The organism is Pseudomonas brassicacearum (assembly GCF_003732175.1).
GTDB lineage: Bacteria > Pseudomonadota > Gammaproteobacteria > Pseudomonadales > Pseudomonadaceae > Aquipseudomonas > Aquipseudomonas brassicacearum_G.
Genome location: NZ_MOBI01000028.1, coordinates 241,474 through 266,615 on the forward strand (window position 1 = coordinate 241,474; position 25,142 = coordinate 266,615).

The 25,142-nt window shown below is 59.7% G+C and carries 21 protein-coding genes, 5 tRNA genes and 1 pseudogene; 19 read left to right on the top strand and 8 right to left on the bottom strand.

All coding sequences use genetic code 11. From position 1 onward, the window contains the following. The gene (locus BK658_RS25665; RefSeq protein WP_123584743.1) at nucleotides 1–546 is read right to left on the bottom strand and encodes an adenylyltransferase/cytidyltransferase family protein; all 546 of its coding nucleotides are present in this window, start codon (nucleotides 544–546) and stop codon (nucleotides 1–3) included. A 188-nt stretch (nucleotides 547–734) separates the two neighbouring features. Here BK658_RS25665 and BK658_RS25670 point away from each other — a divergent pair, with 188 nt between their 5' ends. The 3 genes from BK658_RS25670 to nadE are packed head-to-tail and all read left to right on the top strand — an operon-like array spanning nucleotide 735 to nucleotide 3,454. After that, the gene (locus tag BK658_RS25670; RefSeq protein WP_123584744.1) at nucleotides 735–1,382 is read left to right on the top strand and encodes a nicotinamidase; all 648 of its coding nucleotides are present in this window, start codon (nucleotides 735–737) and stop codon (nucleotides 1,380–1,382) included. 10 nt (nucleotides 1,383–1,392) lie between these two features. Then, nucleotides 1,393–2,622 carry a nicotinate phosphoribosyltransferase gene (gene pncB / locus BK658_RS25675; protein ID WP_123584745.1) on the top strand — a complete coding sequence of 410 codons (1,230 nt, stop codon included), beginning with the start codon at nucleotides 1,393–1,395 and terminating at the stop codon, nucleotides 2,620–2,622. A 1-nt stretch (nucleotide 2,623) separates the two neighbouring features. Beyond that, nucleotides 2,624–3,454 carry an ammonia-dependent NAD(+) synthetase gene (gene nadE, locus BK658_RS25680; protein WP_123584746.1) on the top strand — a complete coding sequence of 277 codons (831 nt, stop codon included), beginning with the start codon at nucleotides 2,624–2,626 and terminating at the stop codon, nucleotides 3,452–3,454. 111 nt (nucleotides 3,455–3,565) lie between these two features. Here nadE and BK658_RS25685 read toward each other — a convergent pair. Then, nucleotides 3,566–3,641: transfer RNA gene (locus BK658_RS25685), tRNA-Asn, on the bottom strand. A 253-nt stretch (nucleotides 3,642–3,894) separates the two neighbouring features. Here BK658_RS25685 and BK658_RS25690 point away from each other — a divergent pair. After that, complete coding sequence (locus tag BK658_RS25690; RefSeq protein WP_019692692.1) at nucleotides 3,895–4,128, top strand: hypothetical protein; 234 nt, start codon at nucleotides 3,895–3,897, stop codon at nucleotides 4,126–4,128. A gap of 6 nt (nucleotides 4,129–4,134) precedes the next feature. On the opposite strand, the gene BK658_RS25695 is transcribed toward BK658_RS25690, so the two are convergent. Both BK658_RS25695 and BK658_RS25700 read right to left on the bottom strand, forming a co-directional pair. Then, nucleotides 4,135–4,341 carry a hypothetical protein gene (locus BK658_RS25695; protein WP_123584747.1) on the bottom strand — a complete coding sequence of 69 codons (207 nt, stop codon included), beginning with the start codon at nucleotides 4,339–4,341 and terminating at the stop codon, nucleotides 4,135–4,137. A 134-nt stretch (nucleotides 4,342–4,475) separates the two neighbouring features. Beyond that, nucleotides 4,476–5,672, bottom strand: a complete 1,197-nt coding sequence (locus BK658_RS25700; protein WP_123584748.1) for an amino acid aminotransferase — start codon at nucleotides 5,670–5,672, stop codon at nucleotides 4,476–4,478. A 349-nt stretch (nucleotides 5,673–6,021) separates the two neighbouring features. On the opposite strand from BK658_RS25700, the gene uvrB reads away from it, so the two are divergent. Further along, nucleotides 6,022–8,037 carry an excinuclease ABC subunit UvrB gene (uvrB, locus tag BK658_RS25705; protein WP_123584749.1) on the top strand — a complete coding sequence of 672 codons (2,016 nt, stop codon included), beginning with the start codon at nucleotides 6,022–6,024 and terminating at the stop codon, nucleotides 8,035–8,037. Between the two features lie 132 nt (nucleotides 8,038–8,169). Here the strand turns inward: uvrB and BK658_RS25710 are convergent, their stop codons facing one another. Then, nucleotides 8,170–9,720, bottom strand: a complete 1,551-nt coding sequence (locus BK658_RS25710) for an MDR family MFS transporter (protein ID WP_123584750.1) — start codon at nucleotides 9,718–9,720, stop codon at nucleotides 8,170–8,172. Further along, entirely contained in the window at nucleotides 9,710–10,756 is a 1,047-nt protein-coding gene (locus BK658_RS25715) for an HlyD family secretion protein (protein WP_123584751.1), read from the bottom strand. Before BK658_RS25715 ends, BK658_RS25710 begins: the two co-directional genes overlap by 11 nt. 231 nt (nucleotides 10,757–10,987) lie before the next feature. Between BK658_RS25715 and gltX the strand changes: the two genes are divergently transcribed. The 10 genes and pseudogenes from gltX to BK658_RS25765 all read left to right on the top strand — a co-directional run. Beyond that, nucleotides 10,988–12,469 (top strand): glutamate--tRNA ligase, encoded by a 1,482-nt coding sequence (gltX, locus tag BK658_RS25720; protein ID WP_123584752.1) that lies wholly within the window; start codon nucleotides 10,988–10,990, stop codon nucleotides 12,467–12,469. Nucleotides 12,470–12,659: 190 nt separating this feature from the next. After that, nucleotides 12,660–12,735: transfer RNA gene (locus BK658_RS25725), tRNA-Ala, on the top strand. A 79-nt stretch (nucleotides 12,736–12,814) separates the two neighbouring features. Next, nucleotides 12,815–12,890 (top strand) — tRNA-Glu (locus tag BK658_RS25730). 53 nt (nucleotides 12,891–12,943) lie between these two features. Next, nucleotides 12,944–13,019: transfer RNA gene (locus BK658_RS25735), tRNA-Ala, on the top strand. A gap of 80 nt (nucleotides 13,020–13,099) precedes the next feature. Further along, nucleotides 13,100–13,175: transfer RNA gene (locus BK658_RS25740), tRNA-Glu, on the top strand. A 182-nt stretch (nucleotides 13,176–13,357) separates the two neighbouring features. Beyond that, on the top strand, nucleotides 13,358–13,897 hold the full coding sequence (locus BK658_RS25745; protein WP_123584753.1) for a TetR/AcrR family transcriptional regulator: 540 nt from the start codon (nucleotides 13,358–13,360) through the stop codon (nucleotides 13,895–13,897). A 29-nt stretch (nucleotides 13,898–13,926) separates the two neighbouring features. Further along, entirely contained in the window at nucleotides 13,927–14,760 is an 834-nt protein-coding gene (locus BK658_RS25750) for an alpha/beta fold hydrolase (protein WP_123584754.1), read from the top strand. 47 nt (nucleotides 14,761–14,807) lie between these two features. Next, the gene (locus BK658_RS25755) at nucleotides 14,808–15,251 is read left to right on the top strand and encodes an acyl-CoA thioesterase (protein WP_123584755.1); all 444 of its coding nucleotides are present in this window, start codon (nucleotides 14,808–14,810) and stop codon (nucleotides 15,249–15,251) included. Nucleotides 15,252–15,282: 31 nt separating this feature from the next. After that, nucleotides 15,283–16,242, top strand: coding sequence for a tRNA dihydrouridine synthase (locus BK658_RS25760; RefSeq protein WP_123584756.1), 960 nt, complete (start codon nucleotides 15,283–15,285; stop codon nucleotides 16,240–16,242). Further along, nucleotides 16,229–16,351: pseudogene (locus BK658_RS25765) on the top strand (heat-shock protein); the annotation flags it as partial. The gene BK658_RS25760 and the pseudogene BK658_RS25765, both read left to right, overlap by 14 nt. 202 nt (nucleotides 16,352–16,553) lie before the next feature. On the opposite strand, the gene BK658_RS25770 reads toward BK658_RS25765, so the two are convergent. Next, the gene (locus tag BK658_RS25770; RefSeq protein WP_123584757.1) at nucleotides 16,554–19,844 is read right to left on the bottom strand and encodes a PAS domain S-box protein; all 3,291 of its coding nucleotides are present in this window, start codon (nucleotides 19,842–19,844) and stop codon (nucleotides 16,554–16,556) included. A 68-nt stretch (nucleotides 19,845–19,912) separates the two neighbouring features. After that, nucleotides 19,913–20,803: a LysR family transcriptional regulator gene (locus BK658_RS25775; RefSeq protein WP_123584758.1), complete on the bottom strand. Its 891-nt coding sequence runs from the start codon at nucleotides 20,801–20,803 to the stop codon at nucleotides 19,913–19,915. 147 nt (nucleotides 20,804–20,950) lie between these two features. On the opposite strand from BK658_RS25775, the gene leuC reads away from it, so the two are divergent. The 4 genes from leuC (at nucleotide 20,951) to leuB (ending at nucleotide 25,085) form a co-directional block, all read left to right on the top strand. Continuing rightward, a complete protein-coding gene (gene leuC / locus BK658_RS25780) occupies nucleotides 20,951–22,369 on the top strand; it encodes a 3-isopropylmalate dehydratase large subunit (protein ID WP_123584759.1) in 1,419 nt (472 codons plus the stop codon). 11 nt (nucleotides 22,370–22,380) lie between these two features. Beyond that, nucleotides 22,381–23,025, top strand: coding sequence for a 3-isopropylmalate dehydratase small subunit (leuD, locus tag BK658_RS25785; RefSeq protein ID WP_123584760.1), 645 nt, complete (start codon nucleotides 22,381–22,383; stop codon nucleotides 23,023–23,025). Between the two features lie 144 nt (nucleotides 23,026–23,169). Further along, nucleotides 23,170–23,937, top strand: coding sequence for a class I SAM-dependent methyltransferase (locus BK658_RS25790; protein ID WP_123584761.1), 768 nt, complete (start codon nucleotides 23,170–23,172; stop codon nucleotides 23,935–23,937). 65 nt (nucleotides 23,938–24,002) lie between these two features. Beyond that, a complete protein-coding gene (gene leuB, locus BK658_RS25795) occupies nucleotides 24,003–25,085 on the top strand; it encodes a 3-isopropylmalate dehydrogenase (RefSeq protein ID WP_123584762.1) in 1,083 nt (360 codons plus the stop codon). Nucleotides 25,086–25,142 lie beyond the last annotated feature (57 nt).

Below are 25,142 nucleotides of genomic sequence, written 5' to 3' on the forward strand. Positions count from 1 at the left end.
TCAGCTTCCGTGGGCAGCGTAGAGGCCATAGTTTACCGGATCCATGCCGGGTGCCATCCAGTGGGTGGGTAGCGACTCGCCCAAGGCCAGCCGTTCGCGCAGCACCGTGCTGCGTACATGGATCTGTTCCTCGACGCAGATGATGGAAAAGCGCTCCAGCAACTCCGGGCCGCGATAGAAGGTTGGCAACAGGTCCGCCACATCCTGGCCGACCACCAGGGCAATCTGTTTACCGTCCATGGCCAGGCTGTCGGCGAGATGAGCGAGCAGGGTGTAGCTGTAGATCGGACCTTCGACGCCGCGCGCCACGATCTGTTCGACCCGGCTGGCACGCACTTCGGTGCAGCACAGCGGCTGTACGTGCTCGGCGATCGATTCCAGCCAGTTCAGGCGCAGTTCATAGTCGGCCATTCGTTTGCCGTAAGGGTGCCTGAAGCTGGGGGCCACCAGCAGACGCCTGGCCTGGCGTGAGGCCTCGATCATCACCTGGGCGTGCCCGGCGTGAGGAGGGTTGAAGGCGCCGCCATAGAGGGCTATTTCAAACATGGCTGATCTCCCTATTGGTACATGACGTGTACCTTATCACCGAATCCGTTCAGACGAAACCATCTCCAATTGCCCTCATGCATATAGAAAATAGGTGGGTTTCTTCGCGATAAAATATTTTCATGGCCGGGTGTTGCAATGAAAGTACATCACATGTACTTTTGATCCATGCAGAGGAGAGACCCAGCATGAGCAGCCAGACCCTGAAAACCGCTTCCTTCGATGTCGATGCGCAAAAGAGCTTCACGCCGTTGTGCCCTGATGAGCTGCCCGTGGCGGGCGGCGAGCAGATCGGCAGTGAACTGAACTTCATGGCCACCCTGGCCAGCCTGCGTGTCGGCAGCAAGGACGCTCATACGGCTCAGGCCCCGTGGGTGGTGGCCAAGCACTCGCAAATGTTCCAGTCGACCGGCCTCGAACACGCCGATATCACTTGGGTCAGTCACTGTGTCCCTGGCACCGAAGGCTTCACCCTGCTGGACGAATTGCCGACCCCATACGATTACGACTACTTCGTCTGGAAGGGTGTCGAGCCGGATCTGCACCCTTACGGCGCCTGCTACCACGACCTGCACGGCAAGCTCTCCACCGGCGTGATCGAGTACCTGAACAGTCAGGGTGTGAAGCAGGTCATCGTCGGCGGCCTGGCGCTGGATTTTTGCGTCAAGACCACCGCCCTGCAACTGGCCGCCGCCGGTTTCAAGGTGATCATCCACTTGCCGGCCTGCCGGGCCATCAGTGAGGAGGGCGCCACTCAAGCCATTCAAGACATGCAACAAGCGGGAGTCTCGGTCACCGCGACCCGCGAAGAAACCGCCAGTCTGGCAAGCGCATAAGGAAGAAAACATGGAAAGTGCATTCGATAGCAGCAACGGCGTCATCCAGAGTCTTCTGGATACCGATTACTACACCTTCACCATGATGCAGGCGGTGCTGCACCAGCACCCGAACGTCGACGTGGAATATCAGTTCATCGTGCGCTCGAAAGAGCGGCTCGGGCACTTGATCCCGGACATTCGTAATGAGCTGGAGAAGCTCGCTGGCCTGCAGTTGCGCGAGGGTGAGCAGCGGTTTCTGTTCAACAAGCGTTTCCGTGAGTACCTGACACCGGACTTTGAACAGTTCCTCGGTCTGTTTCGCTTCAACCTGCGCTACATCCACGTGTCGGAAGTCGACGGCCAACTGCACATCCGCGTCCGCGGTCCGATGTTGCACTGCATCATGTTCGAGCAGCCGGTGCTGGCGATGGTCAGTGAACTGCGCAACCGCGAGAAGTACCCGGAAGTCGAGCTGGCCGACGTTACCCGCAAGCTCTACCAGAAGTTCGAATGGCTGGAAAAAAACGCCAGCCGCGAAGAGCTCGCCGAGTTTCGGGTTTCGGATTTCTCCACCCGCCGGCGCCTGTCGTTCAGGGCTCAGCGCGAAGTGGTCAACGTCATGCGCAGTGACTTCCCCGGGGTGTTCGTCGGTACCAGCAACGCTCACCTGGCCTACGAGTTCGACCTGCCGCTGATCGGCACCATGGCCCACCAATGGCTAATGGTCCACCAACAACTCGGGCGGTTGCGCGAGAGCCAGAACGCCGCGTTGGAAAACTGGGTGCGCGAGTACCGTGGCAGGCTGGGGATCGCGCTCACCGACTGCATCAGCACCGATTTCTTCCTCAAGGATTTCGACCTGTACTTCGCCAAGCTCTATGACGGCCTGCGTCAGGATTCCGGTGACCCGATCGTCTGGGCCGACAAGGTGCTGGGGCGTTACAAGGAGCTGGGCATCGATCCAAGAACCAAGGACCTGATGTTCTCCGACGGTCTCAATTTCGAGAAGTGCCTGCCGATCCTGCGCCACGTGCGTGGCAAGGCCAGATTCGGTTTCGGCATGGGCACCAGCCTGGCCTGCGATGTCGAGGGTGTCGAGCCGTTGAGCATCGTCATGAAGCTGGTACGGGTGCATGGCGAGCCGGTGGTGAAGTTCTCCGACGACCCGATCAAGAACGTCTGTGAAGACGCCTCGTTCCTGCGGTACGCGGCCCAGGTATTTAACGTCAAACTGATCAATCCACAACTGGGAGCCTGATATGACGATGCAACAGCAAGAGCGCATCGCCCGGGAACTGGGCATCGACCGGCAACTCGCCCGGGGCGGCGAGGCCGCTGAAATCATCCGTCGTGTCGATTTCATTAAACAGGTGCTGCGCGAGTCGGGCTGCAGGGCCCTGGTGCTCGGTATCAGCGGCGGCGTCGACTCCTTGACCGCCGGCCGCCTGTGCCAGTTGGCGGTGGAGCAACTGCGCGCCGAGGATCATGAGGCGCGCTTTATCGCCGTGCGCCTGCCGTACAAGACCCAGGCCGATGAGCGTGACGCCCAGGCCTCCCTGGACTTCATCCAGCCGGACCTGATCACCACCAGCAACATCGCCGACTGTGTCGACGGCCTGATGGCCAATATCGCCATCGACGGTTTGCAGCCTTCAGCCGAACTCATCGACTTTGCCAAAGGCAACGTCAAGGCCCGGGCGCGGATGCTGGCGCAATACGCTATCGCCAACTTTTGCAACGGGTTAGTGGTCGGCACCGATCATGGTGCGGAAGCACTAATGGGTTTCTTCACCAAATTCGGCGACGGCGCCTGCGATCTGGCACCACTGTCCGGATTGATCAAAAGCCAGGTACGGTTGCTGGCCGACGCCCTGGGCGCACCGGCGCATCTAGTGCACAAGGCGCCGACCGCGGACCTGGAAGACCTGGCACCGGGCAAGTTGGATGAAGCGGCATATGGTTGCAGTTACGAGGAAATCGATGCGTATCTGATGGGCGAAACGGTGTCGCAGCAGGCGCAGCAGATTATCGAAAGCGCCTACATCAAAACCGCTCACAAACGCGAACTGCCTCGTGTCCCCCGGCCATAGGCGTTGAAGCTGCCGCAGGTTCGGGCCGCGTTCGGACGATCTTTTGATTTTCCATCAGCCACAAAAAAGCCCCTGAGTCTTTCGATTCAGGGGCTTTTTAATATTGCTGTCTGGCTCCACGACCTGGACTCGAACCAGGGACCCAGTGATTAACAGTCACTTGCTCTACCAACTGAGCTATCGCGGAATGCGCCGTATGTTACTGATTAAAAAGGACAAGTCAAGCGTGAATTGCACGAATGGCAGATTTTCAGGTGGGCGGTGATGATTTTGCAGGCGAGAAGGGCGTTGTCTGCCATTGGCGGTTACCAGAATCGTGGCAGAGGTCTACCATGGCCCCCCGGAAGTGGTTTCACGCGCTACCGGCCCTCAGCCGAAAAGGTACGCGTCATGACTCACCAATCACTGCTCACGTCGTCAATGCTGCGCGAGGTGTTCGTATGAGCATTGCTCAGATCAGCCTGCCAAAAGGCGTCGGGCCGCATGCCGAGAAGCTCTTCGATGCGATCACTCAGGCGAGCACCGCTGATGAGTTGAATCGCGCTGGCGGCAAGGCTGAAGGGTTTGTGCTGGGGCTGGAAAGCACCAAAGCGATCAAGAGCCAGGTCGCTGAATCGCTGTATGTGGCTTATGACGACGCCGCCAGTCAGCGTTCGACCGAACTGGCGGGCTGATCGACCTTAACCGCCGAAGGTGAAGGTGCCGAGCAAGAGCTTGGCATACAGCGACGTGGCGGCCAGTTGCACCAGCCACAGGGCCAGGCCGCCAAGAAATACGCCCAGGGCAACCTGCCACACCAGCCCGCTGCTGCGTTTGGTCTTCTGGTTGCGCGGCACGAAGTGATCCAGGTCTTCATCGCGGTCAGCGCGTAAATCATCGTTTTTCATGTCGGTTCTCTGAAGTATCGGAAATACGCAGTACGTGTGCAGTCTAGAGTGCTCGTTCGCAGTGTTGATAATTATCTGTTGTTCAACGAAAAGGGGAAGCCAAGCGGCTTCCCCTTTTCTGTTGCGCGTGTGGTTTAGATCACCTGAGCGATGGCCTTGGTCACCACGTCGATGTTGCTCTGGTTCAGCGTGGCAACGCAGATGCGGCCGGTGTCCAGGGCGTAAATGCCGAACTCGTTGCGCAGACGGGTCACTTGCTCAACCGTCAGGCCGGAGTACGAGAACATGCCGCGTTGACGACCGACGAAGCTGAAGTCCTGGTGAGGCGCGTTTTTCGCCAGCAGATCGACCATCTGCTGGCGCATGCCGCGAATGCGCAGACGCATTTCGGCCAGTTCCTGTTCCCATTGGGCGCGCAGTTCAGGGCTGTTCAACACGGCCGCAACGATCGCTGCACCGTGGGTCGGCGGGTTGGAGTAGTTGGTGCGGATTACGCGTTTGACTTGCGACAGCACGCGAGCGCTTTCTTCTTTCGATTCGCTGACGATCGACAGCGCGCCAACACGTTCGCCGTACAGCGAGAACGATTTGGAGAACGAGCTGGAAACGAAGAAGTTCAGGCCCGACTCAGCGAACAGGCGCACGGCAGCGGCGTCTTCGTCGATACCGTCGCCAAAGCCCTGATAGGCCATGTCGAGGAACGGCACGTGGTTTTTCGCCTTGATCACGTCCAGCACGTTGTTCCAGTCCGCCGGGCTCAGGTCGACGCCAGTCGGGTTGTGGCAGCAAGCGTGCAGCACAACGATGGAGCCAGCCGGCAGGGCATTCAGGTCTTCCAGCAGGCCGGCGCGGTTCACGTCGTGAGTCGCGGCGTCATAGTAGCGATAGTTCTGAACCGGGAAACCGGCGGTTTCGAACAGTGCGCGGTGGTTTTCCCAGCTTGGGTCGCTGATGGCAACGACGGCGTTCGGCAGCAGTTGCTTGAGGAAGTCAGCGCCGATTTTCAGTGCGCCGGTACCGCCGACGGACTGGGCGGTGACAACCCGGCCCGCTGCAAGCAGTGGCGAGTCTTTACCGAACAGCAGCTTCTGCACGGCCTGGTCGTAGGCTGCAATGCCGTCGATCGGCAGGTAGCCACGGGAAGCATGTTGAGCAGCACGAATCGTCTCGGCTTCGACAACGGCTCGCAGGAGTGGAATTCGCCCCTCCTCGTTGCAGTAAACACCGACCCCCAGGTTGACCTTATTGGTACGGGCGTCAGCGTTGAATGCTTCGTTGAGGCCCAGGATTGGATCGCGTGGTGCCATTTCGACAGCGGAGAAGAGGCTCATTATTGCGGCGGCTCTGAATGGAATGTGGAGGGACGTGTAGCGCTCCAGCCGAATGCACTAGAGCGGTGCACAAACGGGGAGCTAGTATAGAGGCCTACGCCGGGCGCGGCGACAGGCGTTTCCGCTTTTCGGGCAGGTTTTTTCGGATTATTTTTTGCTCGTTAGCCTTATTGTCACGTCAATGGCTTAGGGGTATGTAGGACGTTTGCCTTGAAACTAGAGGTATTCGGTACCACATCAACGGTTATCATGATTTTTCCCTGCGACATTCGTCGTGAGCGACCTTCACCGTTCTGGCGCGCCCGCCAGCGCCGGAGTGCGTCGCTCCTTGGAAACCAATAGGTACGATATGTCTGAATTCCAGCTAGTCACCCGCTTCGAGCCCGCCGGCGATCAGCCGGAAGCCATCCGTCTGATGGTCGAGGGCATCGAGGCCGGGCTGGCGCACCAGACGTTGCTTGGTGTGACCGGTTCGGGCAAGACCTTCAGTATCGCCAATGTGATCGCCCAGGTGCAGCGACCGACGCTGGTGCTGGCGCCGAACAAGACGCTGGCCGCGCAACTGTACGGTGAGTTCAAGGCATTCTTCCCGAACAACGCGGTGGAGTACTTCGTTTCCTACTACGACTACTACCAGCCCGAAGCCTACGTGCCGTCGTCGGACACCTTCATCGAGAAAGACGCCTCGATCAACGACCACATCGAGCAGATGCGTCTGTCGGCGACCAAAGCGTTGCTGGAGCGCAAGGACGCGATCATCGTCACCACGGTCTCGTGCATCTACGGTCTGGGCAGCCCGGAAACCTATCTGAAAATGGTGCTGCACGTCGATCGTGGCGACAAGCTCGATCAGCGCGCCTTGCTGCGCCGCTTGGCCGACCTGCAATACACCCGTAACGACATGGATTTTGCCCGCGCGACCTTCCGCGTGCGCGGCGACGTGATTGATATCCACCCGGCGGAATCCGATTTTGAAGCGATCCGTATTGAGCTCTTCGATGATGAAGTAGAGAAGATTTCCGCTTTCGATCCGCTCACCGGCGAAGTGATTCGCCAGCTGCCGCGTTTCACCTTTTATCCGAAGAGCCACTATGTAACGCCGCGAGAAACCCTGCTGGGGGCTATCGAAGGGATCAAGGTCGAGCTGCAGGAGCGTCTGGAATACCTACGCTCCAACAATAAACTGGTGGAAGCCCAACGGCTGGAGCAACGCACCCGTTTTGACCTCGAGATGATTCTGGAGCTGGGTTACTGCAACGGTATCGAAAACTATTCTCGCTACCTCTCGGGCCGAGAGTCCGGTGAGCCGCCACCCACCTTGTTTGACTATCTGCCAGCCGATGCCTTGCTGGTGATCGACGAATCCCACGTCAGCGTGCCGCAGGTTGGCGCGATGTATAAGGGTGACCGTTCGCGTAAAGAGACATTGGTCGAATACGGTTTCCGGCTGCCCTCGGCACTGGACAACCGGCCGATGCGTTTCGATGAATGGGAAAGCATCAGCCCGCAGACGATCTTCGTCTCGGCGACCCCGGGCAACTACGAGGCGGAACACGCCGGTCGAGTGATCGAGCAGCTGGTGCGGCCGACCGGTCTGGTCGATCCGCAAATCGAGATTCGTCCGGCGCTGACTCAGGTCGACGACTTGCTGTCGGAAATCACCAAGCGTGTGGCGCTGGAGGAGCGGGTGCTGGTCACTACGTTGACCAAGCGCATGTCCGAAGACTTGACCGACTACCTCGCGGACCACGGTGTGCGGGTACGTTATCTGCACTCGGATATTGATACCGTGGAGCGGGTCGAGATTATCCGTGACTTGCGCCTGGGTACCTTTGATGTGTTGGTGGGGATCAACCTGCTGCGTGAAGGCCTGGACATGCCGGAAGTGTCGCTGGTGGCGATTCTTGATGCCGACAAGGAGGGCTTCCTGCGTTCCGAGCGTTCGCTGATCCAGACCATCGGTCGTGCGGCGCGGAACCTCAATGGCCGGGCGATTCTGTATGCCGACCGGATCACCGGGTCGATGGAGCGGGCGATTGGCGAGACTGAGCGTCGTCGCGACAAACAAATCGCCTTCAACCTGGCCAATGGCATCACCCCTAAAGGCGTATTCAAGGACGTTGCCGACATCATGGAAGGCGCCGTCGTGCCGGGTTCGCGCAGCAAGAAGCGCAAAGGCATGGCCAAGGCTGCCGAGGAAAGTGCCCGGTACGAAAACGAGCTGCGTTCGCCGAGCGAAATCGCCAAGCGCATTCGTCAGCTGGAAGAGAAGATGTACCAGCTCGCCCGCGACCTGGAGTTCGAAGCCGCCGCACAGACACGCGACGAAATCACCAAGATGCGCGAGCGGTTGTTGACCGTCTGAGTTTTGCAGTGGCTGGACTTGATCGTTCCCACGCTCTGCGTGGGAATGCCGCCCCGGACGCTCCGCGTCCGCTGTGACGCAGAGCGTCACTGGATGCATTACCACGCGGAGCGTGGGAACGATCAGCAGCGACTAGTGGGCTTCGCCAGCCTTCAACCCGGGCGGCAACGCCTTGGTCAGCAGGATCGCCAGCATGCTCACCCCCAGCGCAATCCCGACAAAGTGAAACGCATCGTTGTAGGCCATGATCAAGGCTTGTTGATGGGTGATCTCGCTGAGTTTGCCCAGCGCGGCCATTTCGCTGCCAAATCGATCGGTCATGCTCGCCATGCGCTCGGCCACCTGCGGGTTGGTTGGCACGATCGACTCGCGTAAATAGTCGAAGTAGGTCTTGGTTCGCGCATCCAGCAGGGTGGCGAGCAGGGCGATGCCAATCGCGCCGCCGAGGTTGCGCAGAATGTTGAACAGGCTCGAAGCGGAGCCTGCATCCTGCGGCAGGATGTAGGCGGTGGCGATCAGCGAAATGGTCACCATGATCAACGGCTGGCCCAGTGCGCGGACGAGCTGGATCTGATTGAACTGCGGTCCGGCGAAGTCGGGGTTGAGCGCGCCCGAAAGAATGCTCGCCAAGCCAAACAGGCCAAAACCGAGGGTGCACAGCCACTTCGGCGAAACGAACTTCATCAGTTTCGGCACCAGCGGAATCAGGAACAGCTGCGGCACGCCCATCCACATGATCACTTCGCCGATCTGCAAGGCGTTGTAGTTCTGGATCTGCGCCAGGTACAGCGGCAGCAGATAAATCGAGCCGTACAGCCCTACACCCATGCCCAGGCTGGAAATACTCGATAAGCCAAAGTTGCGGTTGCGCAAGATGCCCAGATTGATCAGCGGATTGGGTTTGGACACTTGCACGATCACAAAGGTGATCAGGCTCAACAGGGCGATGCAACCCAGCGTCACGATCAGGTTCGACTCCAGCCAGTCCTTGCGATGGCCTTCCTCAAGAAACACCTGCAAGCACCCGAGGCCAACCCCCAGCGTGAGAATGCCCGTGTAGTCGGTGCTTTTGAGCAGCTCCCAGTGGGCTTCTTTCTTCTCCAGGCCATACATGAGGCCGGCGATCATGATCAGCCCCGGCGGAATGTTGATGTAGAAGATGTACTTCCAGCCCCAGTTTTCCGTCAGCCAGCCGCCGAGGGTCGGGCCGATGGAGGGTGCGAAAGTCGCGGTCATGGCGAACATCGCCATGCCTTTGGCGCGATGGTGCTCGGGGAGTTTGATCAGCGTCAGGGTGAACGCCAGCGGGATCAGCGCGCCGCCGGTGAACCCCTGCAAGGCGCGGAACACGATCATGCTCTCCAGGCTCCAGGCCATCGAGCAGAGCAGGGAAGCGCCAAGAAAACCCAGTGAAACCCACACCGCCAGGCGTCGTGCCGAGAGCAGTTGCACCAGCCACGCGGTGAGCGGAATCATGATGATTTCCGCCACCAGGTACGAGGTGGAAATCCACGAGCCTTCCTCCAGGGTCGCTGACAGCGCGCCTTGGATGTCCTTGAGCGAGGCGTTGGTGATCTGGATGTCGAGCACCGCCATGAAGGCGCCGAGCATCACGCTCATCACCGCAATCCAGTCCCGTCGGGTCGGTTCGCCGACCGGGCGGATCAGTTGATCACCGGCCATCGCCAGGGTCTTTAATGTTGACTTTGACGGTGACCGACATGCCCGGGCGGATCTTGCCGTGCAGCGGATTGTCGGCAGCAAACGTCAGTTTCACCGGAATCCGTTGGACGACTTTGGTGAAGTTGCCGGTGGCATTGTCAGGCGGCAGCAGGCTGAACTGCGCACCCGAGGCAGCGAACAGGCTGTCGACCCGGGCTTCGATCGGTGTGTCGCTGTAGGCATCGAAGGTCAGTTCGGCTTTCTGGCCGGGCTGCATGTGACCAATCTGGGTTTCCTTGAAGTTGGCCTGAATCCAGATGTCCTGGTCCGGGACGATCGACAGCAGGTAAGCGCCAGCCTGCACGTATTGGCCATTGCGGGCTGCGCGTTGGCCGATCAGGCCGCTGATCGGTGCGTGAATTTCGCTGCGGGTCAGGTTCAGTTGGGCTTGTGCCAGATCAGCTTTGGCGTTGGCGATCTGGGCGTCCAGGCGCTTGATCTCGGCCGTCAAGGCGTTGACCTGTTGACGCTGGCCTTGGGCGTCAGCCTGGGCCTTGGCGACTTGCGAGTGAGCGATGCGGTTGTCGGCGGAGAGGGTGGTCACCCGTTCTTCCGAGACATAGCCCGGTTTGCGCAGGGTTTGCGCGCGGGACAAATCGATTTGCGAGCGGCCGAGGGTGGCCTGGCTGGCAGCGACCTGAGCTTCGCTGGCGGCGATCAGGCTGGCTTGCTGGGTCAGTTTGCTCTGGGCTTGCAGGCGCTCGGCTTCGCGAGTGGCGAGGGTCGCGTTGGCGCGGTCGACGGCGAGATGAAAGTCATCGCCTTCAAGTCGGATCAGCAGCTGGCCTTTTTCGACATGCTGGTTGTCCTGTACCAGCACTTCCTCAATGCGCGCGCCCAACTGGCTGGAGACACGGGTGATTTCACCCTGGACATAAGCGTTATCGGTGCTTTCGTAAAACCGTCCCTTGAAGAACCATTGAGCGAAGAAGCCTCCGGCAACCAGCAGGACGATCAGCAGGAAAGTAAACAGGCGACGCTTGAGTTGGGCAGGCATGAGCAGACTGTAGTCGAGAAAGTGTAAGGAGATTTATCAGTACTCGAATCTGTCATATAGCCGATAAGCGGTAAATGCCACTTATTGATAATCAGCCATTGAACGCTGCCGGAGCCTTTTGTAGCCCCAACGTTGGCTTAAATGCCCTGCTCACTGGAGCCGGGCGGGCAACGCCTGTTACCATTCGCCCTTTGTTTCATCTCCGCTTTTTATATTCTTTCGAGACATGCCATGACCACCGTCCGCACTCGCATCGCGCCATCGCCTACCGGCGATCCCCATGTCGGCACCGCTTACATCGCTTTGTTCAACTACTGCTTTGCCAAGCAGCATGGCGGTGAGTTCATCCTGCGGATTGAAGACACCGACCAATTGCGTTCGACCCGCGAGTCCGAACAGCAGATTTTCGATGCCTTGCGCTGGTTGGGCATCAACTGGAGCGAAGGCCCGGATGTGGGCGGCCCGCACGGTCCGTATCGCCAGAGCGAACGTGGCGACATCTACCAGAAGTACTGCCAGCAGCTGGTCGATCTGGGTCACGCGTTCCCGTGCTTCTGCACGAGCGACGAACTGGACCAGATGCGCGCCGAACAAATGGCCCGTGGCGAAACCCCGCGTTACGACGGCCGTGCGCTGTTGCTTTCCAAGGAAGAAGTGGCGCGCCGTCTGGCCGCTGGCGAGCCGCACGTCATCCGCATGAAGGTCCCGACCGAAGGCGTCTGCGTGGTGCCGGATATGCTCCGTGGCGATGTCGAGATCCCGTGGGATCGCATGGACATGCAAGTGTTGATGAAGACCGACGGTCTGCCGACCTACTTCCTCGCCAACGTGGTCGACGACCACCTGATGGGTATCACCCATGTATTGCGTGGCGAAGAGTGGCTGCCATCGGCGCCGAAGCTGATCCTGCTTTACGAATACTTCGGCTGGGAACAACCAGAACTGTGCTACATGCCGCTGCTGCGTAACCCGGACAAGAGCAAGCTGTCCAAGCGCAAGAACCCGACCTCGGTTACGTTCTATGAGCGCATGGGTTTCATGCCGGAAGCGATGCTCAACTACCTCGGTCGCATGGGCTGGTCGATGCCGGACGAGCGCGAGAAGTTCTCATTGCAGGAAATGGTCGACAATTTCGACCTCAAGCGCGTTTCCCTCGGCGGGCCGATTTTCGACATCGAGAAGCTGTCGTGGCTCAACGGCCAATGGCTGCGTGATCTGCCGGTGGAAGAGTTCGCCAGCCGTGTGCAGGCGTGGGCGCTGAACCCTGAATACATGATGAAGATCGCGCCGCACGTGCAGGGTCGGGTTGAAGCCTTCAGCCAGATTGCACCGTTGGCCGGATTCTTCTTCGCCGGTGGCGTGACCCCGGATGCCAAGCTGTTCGAATCCAAGAAGCTCTCGGGCGATCAGGTTCGCCAGTTGATGCAGTTGATCCTGTGGAAGCTCGAAAGCCTGCGTCAGTGGGAGAAGGACAGCATCACGGCGACCATTCAGGCGGTGGTCGAATCCCTGGAGCTGAAGCTGCGTGATGCCATGCCGCTGATGTTCGCGGCAATCACCGGCCAGGCCAGCTCGGTGTCGGTGCTGGATGCGATGGAAATCCTTGGCCCGGACCTGACGCGTTTCCGTCTGCGCCAGGCTATCGACTTGCTCGGTGGCGTGTCGAAGAAAGAAAACAAAGAGTGGGAAAAGCTCCTGGGCGCTATCGCCTGAGGTGTTTGACCCCGTGCAGGAGTCGCCGGAGGCTGCGATCTTTTGATCTCGCTCTTCGGCGCCACCCCCCATTTTTCGGGGGGAGGGCGGTAAGTGATTGTTATGGCGGCAAAAAATTTTGAAAATTGTTAAAAATAAGTTTGACAGCTTTCCGAAGCGCCATTAAGATTCGCCCCGTCCTCAGCGATGAGGGGCTATAGCTCAGCTGGGAGAGCGCTTGCATGGCATGCAAGAGGTCGACGGTTCGATCCCGTCTAGCTCCACCAATTTACACTTCAAGGCCTGGCCACACCGGTCTTGAAGCGATCAACACTATGCGTTGATCAGTTGTATAGAAGGGTTTGCGTCCCCTTCGTCTAGTGGCCTAGGACACCGCCCTTTCACGGCGGTAACAGGGGTTCGAGTCCCCTAGGGGACGCCAGTTTTACAGAAGTGATGTTGCAAGATGTCACTCCGCCGCGAGGCGAAAAATCCGGGGCTATAGCTCAGCTGGGAGAGCGCTTGCATGGCATGCAAGAGGTCGACGGTTCGATCCCGTCTAGCTCCACCAATTTTACAGTTCAAGGTCTGGCCACACCGGCCTTGAATCGATCAGTACTCAGCACTGATCAGTTGTATAGAAGGGTTTGCGTCCCCTTCGTCTAGTGGCCTAGGACACCGCCCTTTCACGGCGGTAACAGGGGTTCGAGTCCCCTAGGGGACGCCACGATTACCCGCTCTGCGGGATTTATAAGGGTCATTCAATTATTGAATGGCCCTTTTGTTTGTCTGGCGTTTGGCCAATCCTCTCTTTTCCCCCGCGCTGTTCTTCTGACCAACGGTCACATCAACGACTTGTGAAAAATTATTATGAGAATAATATTCTATTCGTAATATTCGGAGGCAACGATGAACGATAAAAAAGCTCAAACCCGTGAACGCATTCTCCAGGCCGCCAGCTCTGCGCTGATTCAGCGCGGCCCGGCAGAGCCTAGCGTGGGTGAAGTGATGGGGGCTGCGGGCCTTACCGTTGGCGGCTTCTACGCGCACTTCGAAAGCAAGGACGCCATGATGCTGGAGGCCTTCACGCAATTGCTCGGCCAGCGCCGGGCGATGATCGCCGAAATGGACGCCACGCTGACCGGCGAAGAACGCCGGGCGCTGGTCGCTGCGTTTTACCTGTCACGCAAACACCGTGATTCCACCGGGCACGCCTGCCCGATTCCGGCGTCGATAGGGGAGCTGGGGCGTCTGCCGGACGATTTCCGTCTGGCCTTGAATGAACACATCGAGCTGATGGTCGCGCAATTGGCCGCCAGCCCGGAAGACACCGACAAAGCGCTGGCTGACTTGGCGCTGATGGTCGGTGGTTTGGCCCTGGCGCGGGCGCTGGGTACCGGTGAGTTGTCCGATCGATTGCTGCGTGCCGCCAAGTCGGCGGTGCTATGACCTGAAGCGCAAGCCTTTGGAGATGAGCGATGAGCACGTTAAGTTGGGTTCGTGGCGTTAACGGCACCTTGGGCTGGGTTGCACCGCAATGGGTGGCGAGCAAGATGCGTTCGGTATTCATGACGCCGCGCGAGCTGCCTCCGCGTGATTGGGAAATGCCGCTGCTGGCGAAGTCCGAGCGGATCACCTTGCGCTTCGGCCTTTCAGCGTTGCGCTGGGGGCAGGGCCCGACAGTGCTGCTGATGCACGGCTGGGAAGGTCGGCCGACACAATTCGCCAGCCTGATCACGGCGCTGGTAGACGCCGGTTACACCGTGGTCGCGCTGGATGGTCCGGCTCACGGTCGCTCGCCTGGCCGCGAGGCCAACGTTGTGCTTTTTGCTCGGGCGATGCTCGAAGCGGCGGCGGAGCTACCACCTTTGCAAGCGGTCATCGGCCACTCCATGGGCGGCGCCAGTGCGATGCTTGCCGTTCAACTGGGGTTGCGTACTGAAACCCTGGTCAGTATCGCCGCACCGGCACGGATTCTCGCCGTGTTGCGCGGTTTTGCGCGCCACGTTCGCATGCCACCCAAGGCGCGTTCGGCGTTTATCCGCAAGGTCGAACGGGACGTGGGTATCCAGGCTTCACGACTCGACGTCGCCCACTATCAACTGGATATGCCAGGGCTGATCGTGCACGCCGAAGACGACGTCTTTGTCTCGGTCAATGAGTCGCAATTGATTCACGATGCCTGGTTCGACAGCCGCCTGTTGCGCCTGGAAGAGGGCGGTCATCAGCGGGTGCTGGCCGATCCCCGAGTGATCGAAGGCGTTCTGTCGTTGCTGTCCGGTCGTAGCTTGCAGGCGCGCCAATCGGCCTGATCATCCGTTACACTGCCCCGGTCGAGTAATCTGACCGGGAGTGGGGCATGGGCTGGGATCGGGCAACGCCGTTTATCATTGACCTGCAGGTTGCTGCCGAGGACATCGATGGGTTGGGGCACGCCAATAACGCGGTGTACGTCACCTGGCTCGAGCGTTGCGCCTGGCGCCACTCGCAGCGTCTAGGGCTGGACCTGACCGAATATCGGCGGCTGGATCGGGCGATGGCCGTGGTGCGCCATGAGATCGATTACCTGGCTGCCGCCTATGAAGGTGATGAGTTGCAGTTGGCGACCTGGATCGTCGACTGGGACCAGCGCCTGAAGATGACCCGGCACTTCCAGCTCAAACGCCCGAGCGATAACGCCACGCTGCTGCGGGCGCAAACCACGTTTGTCTGCATCGAGCTGTCCAGCGGCAAGCCCAAGCGTATGCCGGCGGAATTCATCGAAGGCTACGGCCCGGCATTACAAGTCGCACAAATCCAGTAAACTGCTGCACGTTTTTCGTTGAGTGTTTTCCATGCAAATTGCTTTGGCGCCCATGGAGGGGTTGGTCGACAACATCCTGCGGGACGTGTTGACCCGTGTTGGCGGTATCGATTGGTGCGTGACCGAGTTTATTCGGATCAACGATCAACTGCTCACGCCTGCCTATTTCCACAAATTCGGCCCTGAACTGCTGAACGGCGCCAAAACCGCTTCAGGCGTGCCGTTGCGCGTGCAATTGCTCGGCTCCGATCCGGTGTGCCTGGCAGAAAACGCGGCGCTGGCCTGTGAGCTGGGCTCGGAGGTGATCGACCTGAACTTCGGTTGCCCGGCCAAGACCGTGAACAAATCGCGCGGCGGTGCAGTACTGCTCAAAGAACCGGAGCTGCTCAACGAAATCGTCGAACATGTGCGCCGCGCAGTGCCGGCGCATATCCCGGTGACCGCCAAGATGCGTTTGGGTTTTGACAGCCCCGACGGCGCGCTGGTCTGTGCCACTGCGTTGGCTGAGGGCGGTGCTGCGCACATTGTGGTGCATGCACGGACCAAGACGGACGGCTACAAGCCGCCAGCGCATTGGGAATGGATCCCGCGGGTGCAGGAAGTGGTCAAGGTGCCGGTGTTCGCCAACGGCGATATCTGGAGCGTTGAAGACTGGCGCCGTTGCCGCGAAATCAGCGGCGTGGAAGACATCATGCTGGGTCGTGGCCTGGTGTCGCGCCCCGACCTGGCGCGGCAAATCGCAGCCGCACGGGCCGGTGAAGAGGTGGTCGAGATGACCTGGGCCGAGCTGTTGCCGCTGATCCAGGACTTCTGGCTGCAAGCCAAGGCGCAAATGACGCCGCGCCAGTCGCCGGGTCGCTTGAAGCAGTGGCTGGCGATGCTGACCCGCAATTATCCCGAAGCGGTGGAGCTGTTCACGGTCCTGCGTCGTGAGACCGAACTGGATCAAGTGTCGCGTTTACTGGGTGTTCAGGTCACTGAAGCGGCCTGACCTGCGCAACGGCCTGTTGAATATCGACCTGTTGCGCGTCGTACCGGAAGAAGCGAAAGCCAAACGCATCCCGATCAACGGGATGCAAAAACCGGCTCTGGAACACTGAGTCATCGCAATGAAGAAGGGCGCCACTGGCCAATGCCAGTCAGTTAAGGCACCAACCTGTGGGAGCGAGCCTGCTCGCGATGACGGCATAACATTCAACATCAATGTTGACTGACCCACCGCTATCGCGAGCAGGCTCGCTCCCACATGGATTGCGCTTAACTGACCGGCATTAGCGCCACTGGCGCCCTTTTTTGTGCCCGTCATTTCAGCAGTTTGAGGAAATCCTCCAGCGGCAGCGGCTGACTGTGCAGGTAGCCTTGATACAAGTGGCAGCCCAGCCCCTGCAAGAACTCGAGCTGTTCAGTGGTTTCGACACCTTCGGCAATCACCGTCAATTCAAGGCTGCGGGCCATGGCCACGATGGCGCGGATGATTTCCGCGTCGTTCGGATCGCTGGTCGCATCGCGGATGAACGACTGGTCGATCTTCAAGGTGTCCACCGGCAGGCGCTTGAGGTACGTCAGCGAGGAGTAGCCGGTGCCAAAGTCGTCCATGGCGAAGCTGACGCCAAGTTTCTTCAGGCGGCGCATCTTGCTGATGGTGTCGTCCAGGTTCTGAATCACGATGCCTTCGGTGACCTCCAGCTTGAGCAGCGAATACGGCAGTCCATGGCTGCTCAGGTTTTGTTCAATCCGTTCGACAAAGTCGTTCTGGCGAAATTGCCGTGGACTGATGTTCACACAAAGGCTGAAGTTCAGCGGATCGATCAGGCCTCTATCGATCAATTGCCTGAAGGCCTGACAGGTCTCATCGAGGATCCAGGCACCGACCTCAAGGATCAGCCCGCTGTCTTCCAGTACCTTGATGAATTCGCTGGGCGATTGCTCCCCCAGCCGCGGGTGGCGCCAGCGCAGCAAGGCTTCGGCGCCAATAATGCGACCGTCCAGGGCGTCCACCTGAGGCTGGTATTGCACGCTGAACTCGCCACGCGAAAGGGCCAGGCGCAGGTCGGTTTCCATCCGCAGGCGTTCACTGGCAGCTTTTTGCATGGTGTTGTGGAACATCTGCGTGGTATTGCGTCCCGAATCCTTGGCTCGGTACAGGGCAATGTCGGCACGCTTGAGCAGGTCGGTCGGGGTTGAACCGTGATCGGGAATCAAGGCCACGCCGATGCTCGGTGTGACTTGCAGGCGCTGACCGTCGAGGAACATCGGCTCGGACAACAGCTCGCGCAGTGTGTCGGCCAACTCGCGAACCTGTTCGCTGACCTCATTGCGCGTACCTTCCAGGCCGCTCAACAGCACCACAAACTCATCGCCACCCAGGCGCGCCACGGTGTCTTCCATGCGCACACTGGCTTCGAGGCGCGCAGTGATGATTTTCAGCACGGTGTCGCCCACCGGGTGACCGAGCGAGTCGTTGATGTGCTTGAAGTGGTCGAGATCGAGGAACAGCAAGGCGCCGCGCAGGTTGTGGCGTTTCAGCAGGGCGATCTGCTGGCTCAGGCGATCCATCAGCAGGGCGCGGTTGGGCAGGTTGGTCAGTGGGTCGTGGTAGGCGAGGTGACGGATCTGCGCTTCGGCATTTTTCAGCAGGCTGACGTCCCGGGCGGTCATCAGCAGGCAGGGGGTCTCGTTCAGGGTGATGGGCTCGATCGACACCTCGACCGTGAGAATTTCGCCGCGCTTGTTGCGGCCGATCATTTCCTGGTGATGCACACGGCCTTTGGCCTTCAGCGCGGCCAGCAGGTTTGAGCGTTGTTTTTCTTCAGCCCAGATGCCGATCTGATACACCGTTTTACCCACCACTTCGTCGGCGCTGTAGCCGGTCAAGCGGCAGAAGCCGTCGTTGACCTCCAGGTAGCGTCCGCTGTCGCGCTCGGTGATGGTGATGGCGTCGGGGCTGGAGTGAAACGCCTTGGCGAATTTCTCTTCACTGGCCTTCAGTGCAGCCTCGGAGCGCTGCTGCTGGGTGATGTCACGCAAGGTGGTGACAATGCACGGCTCGTTGCCGACGCTGATTTGTCGGCTGGATATCACGCACGTCAAGGGGTGCCCGTCCTTGTGGTGAGCGATGATCGCGACGTTGTTCAGCGCTTGTTCGCGAATCACCTGTTCGATGCGTTGCTGGCGCTTCCCCGAGGCGTCCCAGAGGCCGATCTCGTCGGCGCTGCGGTCGATGACATCGCTGGCACTCCAGCCGAAGGTCTGAGTGAAGGCCGAGTTGATCTCGATGAACTGGCCGGTGTCCTGGTGCGTCACGCAGATCGGGTCCGGACTGACCTGGAACAGGCTGGCGAATTTTTCTTCGGAGGTGATCAGGCGCTGCTCGCGCTCCACCTGGTCGGTGATGTCGAGCAACGTGCCGGCCATGCGCACGGGAACGCCGGACTCATCGCGATAGAGGCGTGCACGGCTTTCCAGATAGCGCGAGCTGCCGTCGGGCAATTGCACGCGGTAGGTCAATTGATAATTGCCGGCCGGGCCTTCGCGCAAACTGCGATAGGCGTTGCGCATGCTGTCGCGCTCATCGTCGGGCACGCCTTCGAAAAACGCATCGAAGGGCTCGTGAAAGGGGACCGGGTCCAGGCCATGCAACTGTGCGGCGCGGGCCGAGCCATAGAGCATGCCGCTGGGAATGTGCCAGTCCCAGGTGCCGAGTTGCGCCGAGTCGAGGGCCAGGTCCAGGCGCTCCTGACTGTCTTTGAGCGCTTGCTCGGCGAGTTTGCGTTCGCTGGTGTCGAGGAATGTGCTGAGCAGGTAGGGCTGGCCTTCGAGTTCAACCTTTTGCGCGCTGAGAATGCCATCGTGGACCTGGCCGTTGCTGGCGCGAAACTGCACCTCCATGCTGACCAGTTCGCCCTTGGCCTTGGTTGCCTTGACCAGTTTGGCGCGTTGTTCCGGGTTCACCCAAAGGCCCAGTTCCAGTGTCGTGCGGCCGATCACGCTGTGCACGGGCCAGCCAAACAGGCTTTCGAAGTATTGATTGGCTTCGCTGATCAGGCCGTCTTCCTGGCGGGTCAGCAGCACCATGTTCGGGCATAGATGAAATAGTGTTGCGAAACGTTTCTCAGAGCTGCTCAGGGCCTGTTCGCGCTGGCGTTGATGGGTGATCTCGCGGATCACCCCGATCATCCGTGGCCGGCCTTGTTTGTCCGGTATCAGGCTGCCGTTGATCTCCAGCCAGTGCAGGCTGCCGTCGGGCCAGCGGATCCGGTGATGCATCGCCTGTTCCAGCGGTGCGCCGGCCACCACGGCGTTAAAGGCCCGCAGGGTTTTGGCGCGATCCTCCACCGGCAACAGATCCAGGTATTCCAGGTCGGCCGGCAGTGGCTTTTTTGGGTCAAACCCGAACAGGGCTTGAGTCCCCCGCGACCAGCTGATCAGCCCGCGTTCAATGTCCCAGTACCAGGCGCCCAAGCGTGCACCGTTCAAGGCGGCGAGCAGTTGTGGCGCACTCTCCCAAATCTGCTCCGAGGTACGCGGGTCGAGCGCCTGAATGCGCGGCATTGGGGGCGTGCGTGAGCGAGTGTGGTCAGCAGATTTGGGCATGGGTAACAAGCCTTGGGCTGAATTGGTGTTTGGCGCTGGGATTTTCAACCTTAAAGGATTAGCACAACTTAGCCGTGAGTCCGTGGCAATTCGATTTGTGCGTCCAACAAGGCCATGAAAGCCCGTGCAGCATTCGACAGCGTCCGTTCGGTGTGCACGATATAGCCTAGCTGGCGAGTGAGTTGTATGCCCGGTAAAGGAATGCGTGCCACTTGATCGTCGAGCATGGTGCGCGGCAACACGCTCCAGGCCAGGCCAATGGAAACCATCATCTTGATAGTTTCCAGATAGTTAGTGCTCATCGCGATGTTCGGCGTCAGCCCCTGAGCTTCGAAAAGTCGTTGCACGATGTGGTGGGTAAAGGTGTTGCCGCCGGGGAAAACCGCCGGATGGCGGGCAATATCGGCCAGGCTGACCGCACCGTTACTGATCAGCGAGTGTTCGGGTGCCGCCACGAAGTCCAGTGGGTCGTCCCATACCGGCGTGGCCTTCACCAGCGTGTGTGGCTCGGGTGCCAGGGTAATCACCGCCAGTTCGGCGCGGCCGTGAAGAATTTCCTCGTAGGCGACTTCCGAATCGAGGAACTGAATATCCAGCGCGACCTCGGGGTAGCGCCGGGTGAACGCCCGCAACAAGGGCGGCAGGCGGTGCAGGCCAATGTGATGGCTGGTCGCCAGTGTCAGGCGGCCGGTCACTTCGCCGGTCAGGTTGGTCAGCGCCCGGCGGGTGTCATCCAGCACATTCAGAATCTGATAAGCGCGCGGCAACAGGGCGCGTCCGGCCTCGGTCAGGCTGACTTCGCGGCCCAGTCGATCAAACAGCCGCACCTTCAGTTGCTGCTCCAGCCCGGCGATGCGTTTGCTGATGGCAGGCTGGGTCAGGTGCAGTCGTTCGCCTGCACCGGAGAAGCTGCCTGTCTCGGCGATGGCTATAAAAGCATTGAGGTTGGCCAGGTCCATGGTCGTATTCCAGTTGGTTATCCAAAGCATAAAAAATATGAATTTGAGTTATTTAATGTAACCCCATAGGATCGACCTCACAAGCCAAGGGGTTATTGAATTGCTTCAAGCCCAGGGCATAGAAACAAGCTGATGAGGAAACGTCTGATGGCCGGCAAAACGCTCTACGACAAGCTCTGGGATTCGCATTTGGTCAAGCAGCGCGACGATGGTTCGGCGCTGATCTACATCGATCGTCACATCATTCACGAAGTGACCTCGCCGCAGGCCTTCGAAGGTCTGCGTCTGGCCGGGCGCAAGCCATGGCGCATCGATGCCAACATCGCGACCCCGGACCACAACGTACCGACGACTCCTGAGCGCAAGGGCGGCATTGCTGCCATTGCTGACGAAGTCTCGCGTTTGCAGGTTCAGACCCTCGATGACAACTGTGACGAATACGGCATCGTCGAATTCAAGATGAATGACGTGCGTCAAGGCATCGTCCACGTCATTGGCCCGGAGCAGGGCGCAACCTTGCCGGGCATGACCGTGGTCTGCGGTGACTCCCATACCTCGACCCACGGCGCTTTCGGCGCGTTGGCTCACGGTATCGGCACTTCCGAGGTCGAGCACGTGCTCGCCACCCAGTGCCTGGTCGCCAAGAAAATGAAGAACATGCTGGTCCGCGTTGAAGGCACCTTGCCGTTCGGCGTGACCGCCAAGGACATCGTTCTGGCTGTTATTGGCAAGATCGGCACTGCCGGCGGTAACGGCCACGCCATCGAGTTCGCCGGTAGCGCGATTCGTGATCTGTCGGTCGAAGGCCGCATGACCATCTGCAACATGTCCATCGAAGCCGGTGCGCGAGTTGGTTTGGTTGCCGCTGACGAAAAGACCGTTGCCTACGTCAAGGGTCGTCCGTTCGCACCGAAAGACGCTGAGTGGGACTTGGCTGTCGAAGCCTGGAAAGGCCTGGTTTCCGATGCGGACGCGAAGTTCGACACCATCGTTGAGCTCGATGCTGCGCAGATCAAGCCGCAAGTCAGCTGGGGCACGTCCCCGGAAATGGTTCTCGCCGTCGATCAGAACGTGCCGGACCCGGCTAAAGAGATGGATCTGGTCAAGCGCGACTCGATCGTCCGCGCCTTGAAATACATGGGTTTGACCGCCAATCAGGCGATCACCGACATTCAACTGGACCGCGTGTTCATTGGCTCCTGCACCAACTCGCGGATCGAAGATTTGCGCGCTGCGGCGGTGATCGCCAAGGGCCGCAAAGTGGCTTCGACCATCAAGCAAGCCATTGTGGTGCCGGGTTCGGGCCTGGTGAAGGCTCAAGCCGAAGCTGAAGGGCTGGACAAGATCTTCCTCGAGGCCGGTTTCGAATGGCGCGAGCCTGGTTGCTCGATGTGCCTGGCAATGAACCCGGACCGTTTGGAGTCCGGCGAGCATTGCGCATCGACCTCCAACCGTAACTTCGAAGGCCGTCAGGGCGCCGGTGGCCGTACGCACCTGGTGAGCCCGGCCATGGCCGCCGCCGCCGCTGTCAACGGTCGTTTCGTCGACGTCCGTGAATTGATCTGAAGGAGCGCAGCATGAAAGCTTTTACCCAGCACACTGGTCTTGTCGCGCCTTTGGATCGTGCCAACGTCGACACCGACCAAATCATTCCCAAGCAGTTCTTGAAGTCGATCAAGCGCACCGGTTTCGGTCCGAACCTGTTCGATGAGTGGCGTTACCTGGATGTCGGGCAACCGTATCAGGACAACTCCAAGCGTCCGCTGAACAAGGAGTTCGTGCTCAATGCCGAGCGTTATCAAGGTGCCAGCGTGTTGCTCGCCCGGGAAAACTTCGGCTGCGGTTCGAGTCGCGAGCACGCGCCATGGGCCCTGGAAGAGTACGGTTTCCGTAGCATCATCGCGCCGAGCTACGCCGACATCTTCTTCAACAACAGCTTCAAGAACGGCTTGCTGCCGATCATCCTGAGCGACGCTGAAGTCGACGAGTTGTTTGCGCAAGTGGAAGCCAATCCGGGTTACCAGTTGCAGATCGACTTGCAGGCCCAGACCGTGACCCGTCCTGACGGCAAGGTCCTGAGCTTTGAAATCGATGCTTTCCGCAAACATTGCCTGCTCAACGGTCTGGACGATATCGGCCTGACCTTGCAGGACGGCGATGCGATTGCCGCGTTCGAAGCCAAGCACCGCGCCAGCCAGCCATGGTTGTTCCGCGACGCGTGATTTTGAGTAAGGCGTAATGACGCCATCGCGAGCAGGCTCGCTCCCACAGGGGGTTGTGAACACTGGAGATCCAGTGTGGGAGCGGGCTTGCTCGCGAAGACGGCAGCCAGGACAACACAAGACTCACTCCTTAAGGAGGTCACCATGACCAGCACTGCCCAGCACAGCGACGTAGTACAAAAGCAATTCGGTGAACAGGCTGCCGCCTACCTGAGCAGCGCAGTACACGCCCAGGGCACCGAATTCGCACTGCTACAGGCCGAACTGGCGGGTCGCGGTGATGCAAGAGTGCTGGACCTGGGCTGTGGCGCCGGTCATGTGAGTTTTCATGTGGCTGCGCTGGTCAAGGAAGTGGTCGCCTATGACCTGTCGCAGCAGATGCTCGATGTGGTGGCTGGCGCCGCGGTTGATCGTGGTCTGAACAATGTGACCACGGTGCTCGGTGCGGCGGAGCGCCTGCCGTTTGCCGAGGGTGAATTTGATTTCGTCTTCAGCCGTTATTCGGCGCACCATTGGAGCGATCTCGGCCTGGCCCTGCGCGAAGTGCGTCGAGTGCTCAAGCCGGGTGGGGTAGCAGTATTTATTGATGTCTTGTCGCCGGGCAGTCCGTTGTTCGACACTTACCTGCAAAGTGTTGAAGTGCTGCGCGACACCAGCCACGTGCGTGATTATTCCGCCGGGGAGTGGTTGCGTCAGGTCAGCGAGGCGGGGTTGCATACCCGTAGCACCACGCGCCAGCGGTTGCGCCTGGAGTACAACTCCTGGGTCGAGCGCATGCGTACACCCCAAGCGTTGCGCGTGGCGATCCGCGAGTTGCAGCAGGCGATGGGCAATGAAGTTCGCGAGTATTTCGAGATAGAAGCCGATGGTTCGTTCAGCACCGATGTGCTGGTGCTGATGGCTGAACGATAAGCGCCGAGCGCTGGAATTTTTCCGGGCGCGCCCATGAGCGCGCCGACTGATGACATGAGGAACGCATGAGCAAGCAGATTCTGATTCTCCCAGGTGACGGTATTGGCCCGGAAATCATGACCGAAGCGGTCAAGGTGCTGGAACTGGCCAACGACAAGTTCGCACTGGACTTCGAGTTGAGCCACGACGTGATCGGCGGCGCAGCCATCGACAAGCACGGCGTACCGTTGGCCGACGAAACCCTGGCCCGCGCGCGTGCTGCCGATGCGGTGCTGCTGGGTGCGGTGGGTGGTCCGAAATGGGACACCATCGAGCGTGACATCCGTCCAGAACGCGGCTTGTTGAAGATTCGTGCGCAACTGGGCCTGTTCGGCAACCTGCGTCCGGCGATTCTGTACCCGCAACTGGCTGAAGCGTCGAGCCTGAAAGCGGAAATCGTCGCGGGCCTGGACATCCTGATCGTCCGTGAACTGACCGGCGGTATCTACTTCGGCGCGCCACGTGGCGTGCGTGAGTTGGAAAATGGCGAGCGTCAGGCTTACGACACCCTGCCATACAGCGAAAGCGAGATCCGCCGTATCGCCCGCGTCGGTTTCGACATGGCGCGTGTACGCGGCAAGAAGCTCTGCTCGGTCGACAAGGCCAACGTTCTGGCGTCCAGCCAGCTGTGGCGTGAAATCGTCGAGCAAGTGGCCAAGGACTACCCGGACGTCGAGCTGAGCCACATGTACGTCGACAACGCCGCCATGCAACTGGTGCGTGCACCGAAGCAGTTCGACGTGATCGTCACCGACAACCTGTTCGGCGATATCCTGTCCGACGAAGCCTCGATGCTCACCGGTTCCATCGGCATGTTGCCGTCGGCCTCGCTGGATGCCAACAATAAAGGCATGTACGAGCCGTGCCACGGTTCGGCGCCGGACATCGCAGGCAAAGGCATCGCCAACCCGTTGGCGACGATTCTGTCGGTGTCGATGATGCTGCGTTACAGCTTCAATCAGCTGGTGGCCGCTGACGCTATCGAAAAGGCTGTCAGCCTGGTATTGGACCAAGGGCTGCGCACAGGGGACATCTGGTCGCCGGGTTGCGCGAAAGTAGGTACGCAGGAAATGGGCGACGCAGTAGTCGCAGCGCTGCGGAATCTGTAATCTCTCTGGCCCCGCTTGTCGCTGATGCTGGCAAGCGAGCCCACTTTTTGTAAAAGG

Bases quoted from the DNA above. Each gene is read 5' to 3' on its own strand.
- leuD (WP_123584760.1), top strand. From the start codon at position 22,381: ATGAAAGCTTTTACCCAGCACACTGGTCTTGTCGCGCCTTTGGATCGT.
- BK658_RS25760 (WP_123584756.1), top strand. From the start codon at position 15,283: ATGCAAATTGCTTTGGCGCCCATGGAGGGGTTGGTCGACAACATCCTG.
- nadE (WP_123584746.1), top strand. From the start codon at position 2,624: ATGACGATGCAACAGCAAGAGCGCATCGCCCGGGAACTGGGCATCGAC.
- BK658_RS25695 (WP_123584747.1), bottom strand. From the start codon at position 4,341: ATGAAAAACGATGATTTACGCGCTGACCGCGATGAAGACCTGGATCAC.
- leuC (WP_123584759.1), top strand. From the start codon at position 20,951: ATGGCCGGCAAAACGCTCTACGACAAGCTCTGGGATTCGCATTTGGTC.
- BK658_RS25710 (WP_123584750.1), bottom strand. From the start codon at position 9,720: ATGGCCGGTGATCAACTGATCCGCCCGGTCGGCGAACCGACCCGACGG.
- pncB (WP_123584745.1), top strand. From the start codon at position 1,393: ATGGAAAGTGCATTCGATAGCAGCAACGGCGTCATCCAGAGTCTTCTG.
- gltX (WP_123584752.1), top strand. From the start codon at position 10,988: ATGACCACCGTCCGCACTCGCATCGCGCCATCGCCTACCGGCGATCCC.
- BK658_RS25715 (WP_123584751.1), bottom strand. From the start codon at position 10,756: ATGCCTGCCCAACTCAAGCGTCGCCTGTTTACTTTCCTGCTGATCGTC.
- BK658_RS25700 (WP_123584748.1), bottom strand. From the start codon at position 5,672: ATGAGCCTCTTCTCCGCTGTCGAAATGGCACCACGCGATCCAATCCTG.
- BK658_RS25665 (WP_123584743.1), bottom strand. From the start codon at position 546: ATGTTTGAAATAGCCCTCTATGGCGGCGCCTTCAACCCTCCTCACGCC.
- BK658_RS25775 (WP_123584758.1), bottom strand. From the start codon at position 20,803: ATGGACCTGGCCAACCTCAATGCTTTTATAGCCATCGCCGAGACAGGC.
- BK658_RS25755 (WP_123584755.1), top strand. From the start codon at position 14,808: ATGGGCTGGGATCGGGCAACGCCGTTTATCATTGACCTGCAGGTTGCT.
- uvrB (WP_123584749.1), top strand. From the start codon at position 6,022: ATGTCTGAATTCCAGCTAGTCACCCGCTTCGAGCCCGCCGGCGATCAG.
- BK658_RS25745 (WP_123584753.1), top strand. From the start codon at position 13,358: ATGAACGATAAAAAAGCTCAAACCCGTGAACGCATTCTCCAGGCCGCC.
- leuB (WP_123584762.1), top strand. From the start codon at position 24,003: ATGAGCAAGCAGATTCTGATTCTCCCAGGTGACGGTATTGGCCCGGAA.
- BK658_RS25750 (WP_123584754.1), top strand. From the start codon at position 13,927: ATGAGCACGTTAAGTTGGGTTCGTGGCGTTAACGGCACCTTGGGCTGG.
- BK658_RS25790 (WP_123584761.1), top strand. From the start codon at position 23,170: ATGACCAGCACTGCCCAGCACAGCGACGTAGTACAAAAGCAATTCGGT.
- BK658_RS25770 (WP_123584757.1), bottom strand. From the start codon at position 19,844: ATGCCCAAATCTGCTGACCACACTCGCTCACGCACGCCCCCAATGCCG.
- BK658_RS25670 (WP_123584744.1), top strand. From the start codon at position 735: ATGAGCAGCCAGACCCTGAAAACCGCTTCCTTCGATGTCGATGCGCAA.
- BK658_RS25690 (WP_019692692.1), top strand. From the start codon at position 3,895: ATGAGCATTGCTCAGATCAGCCTGCCAAAAGGCGTCGGGCCGCATGCC.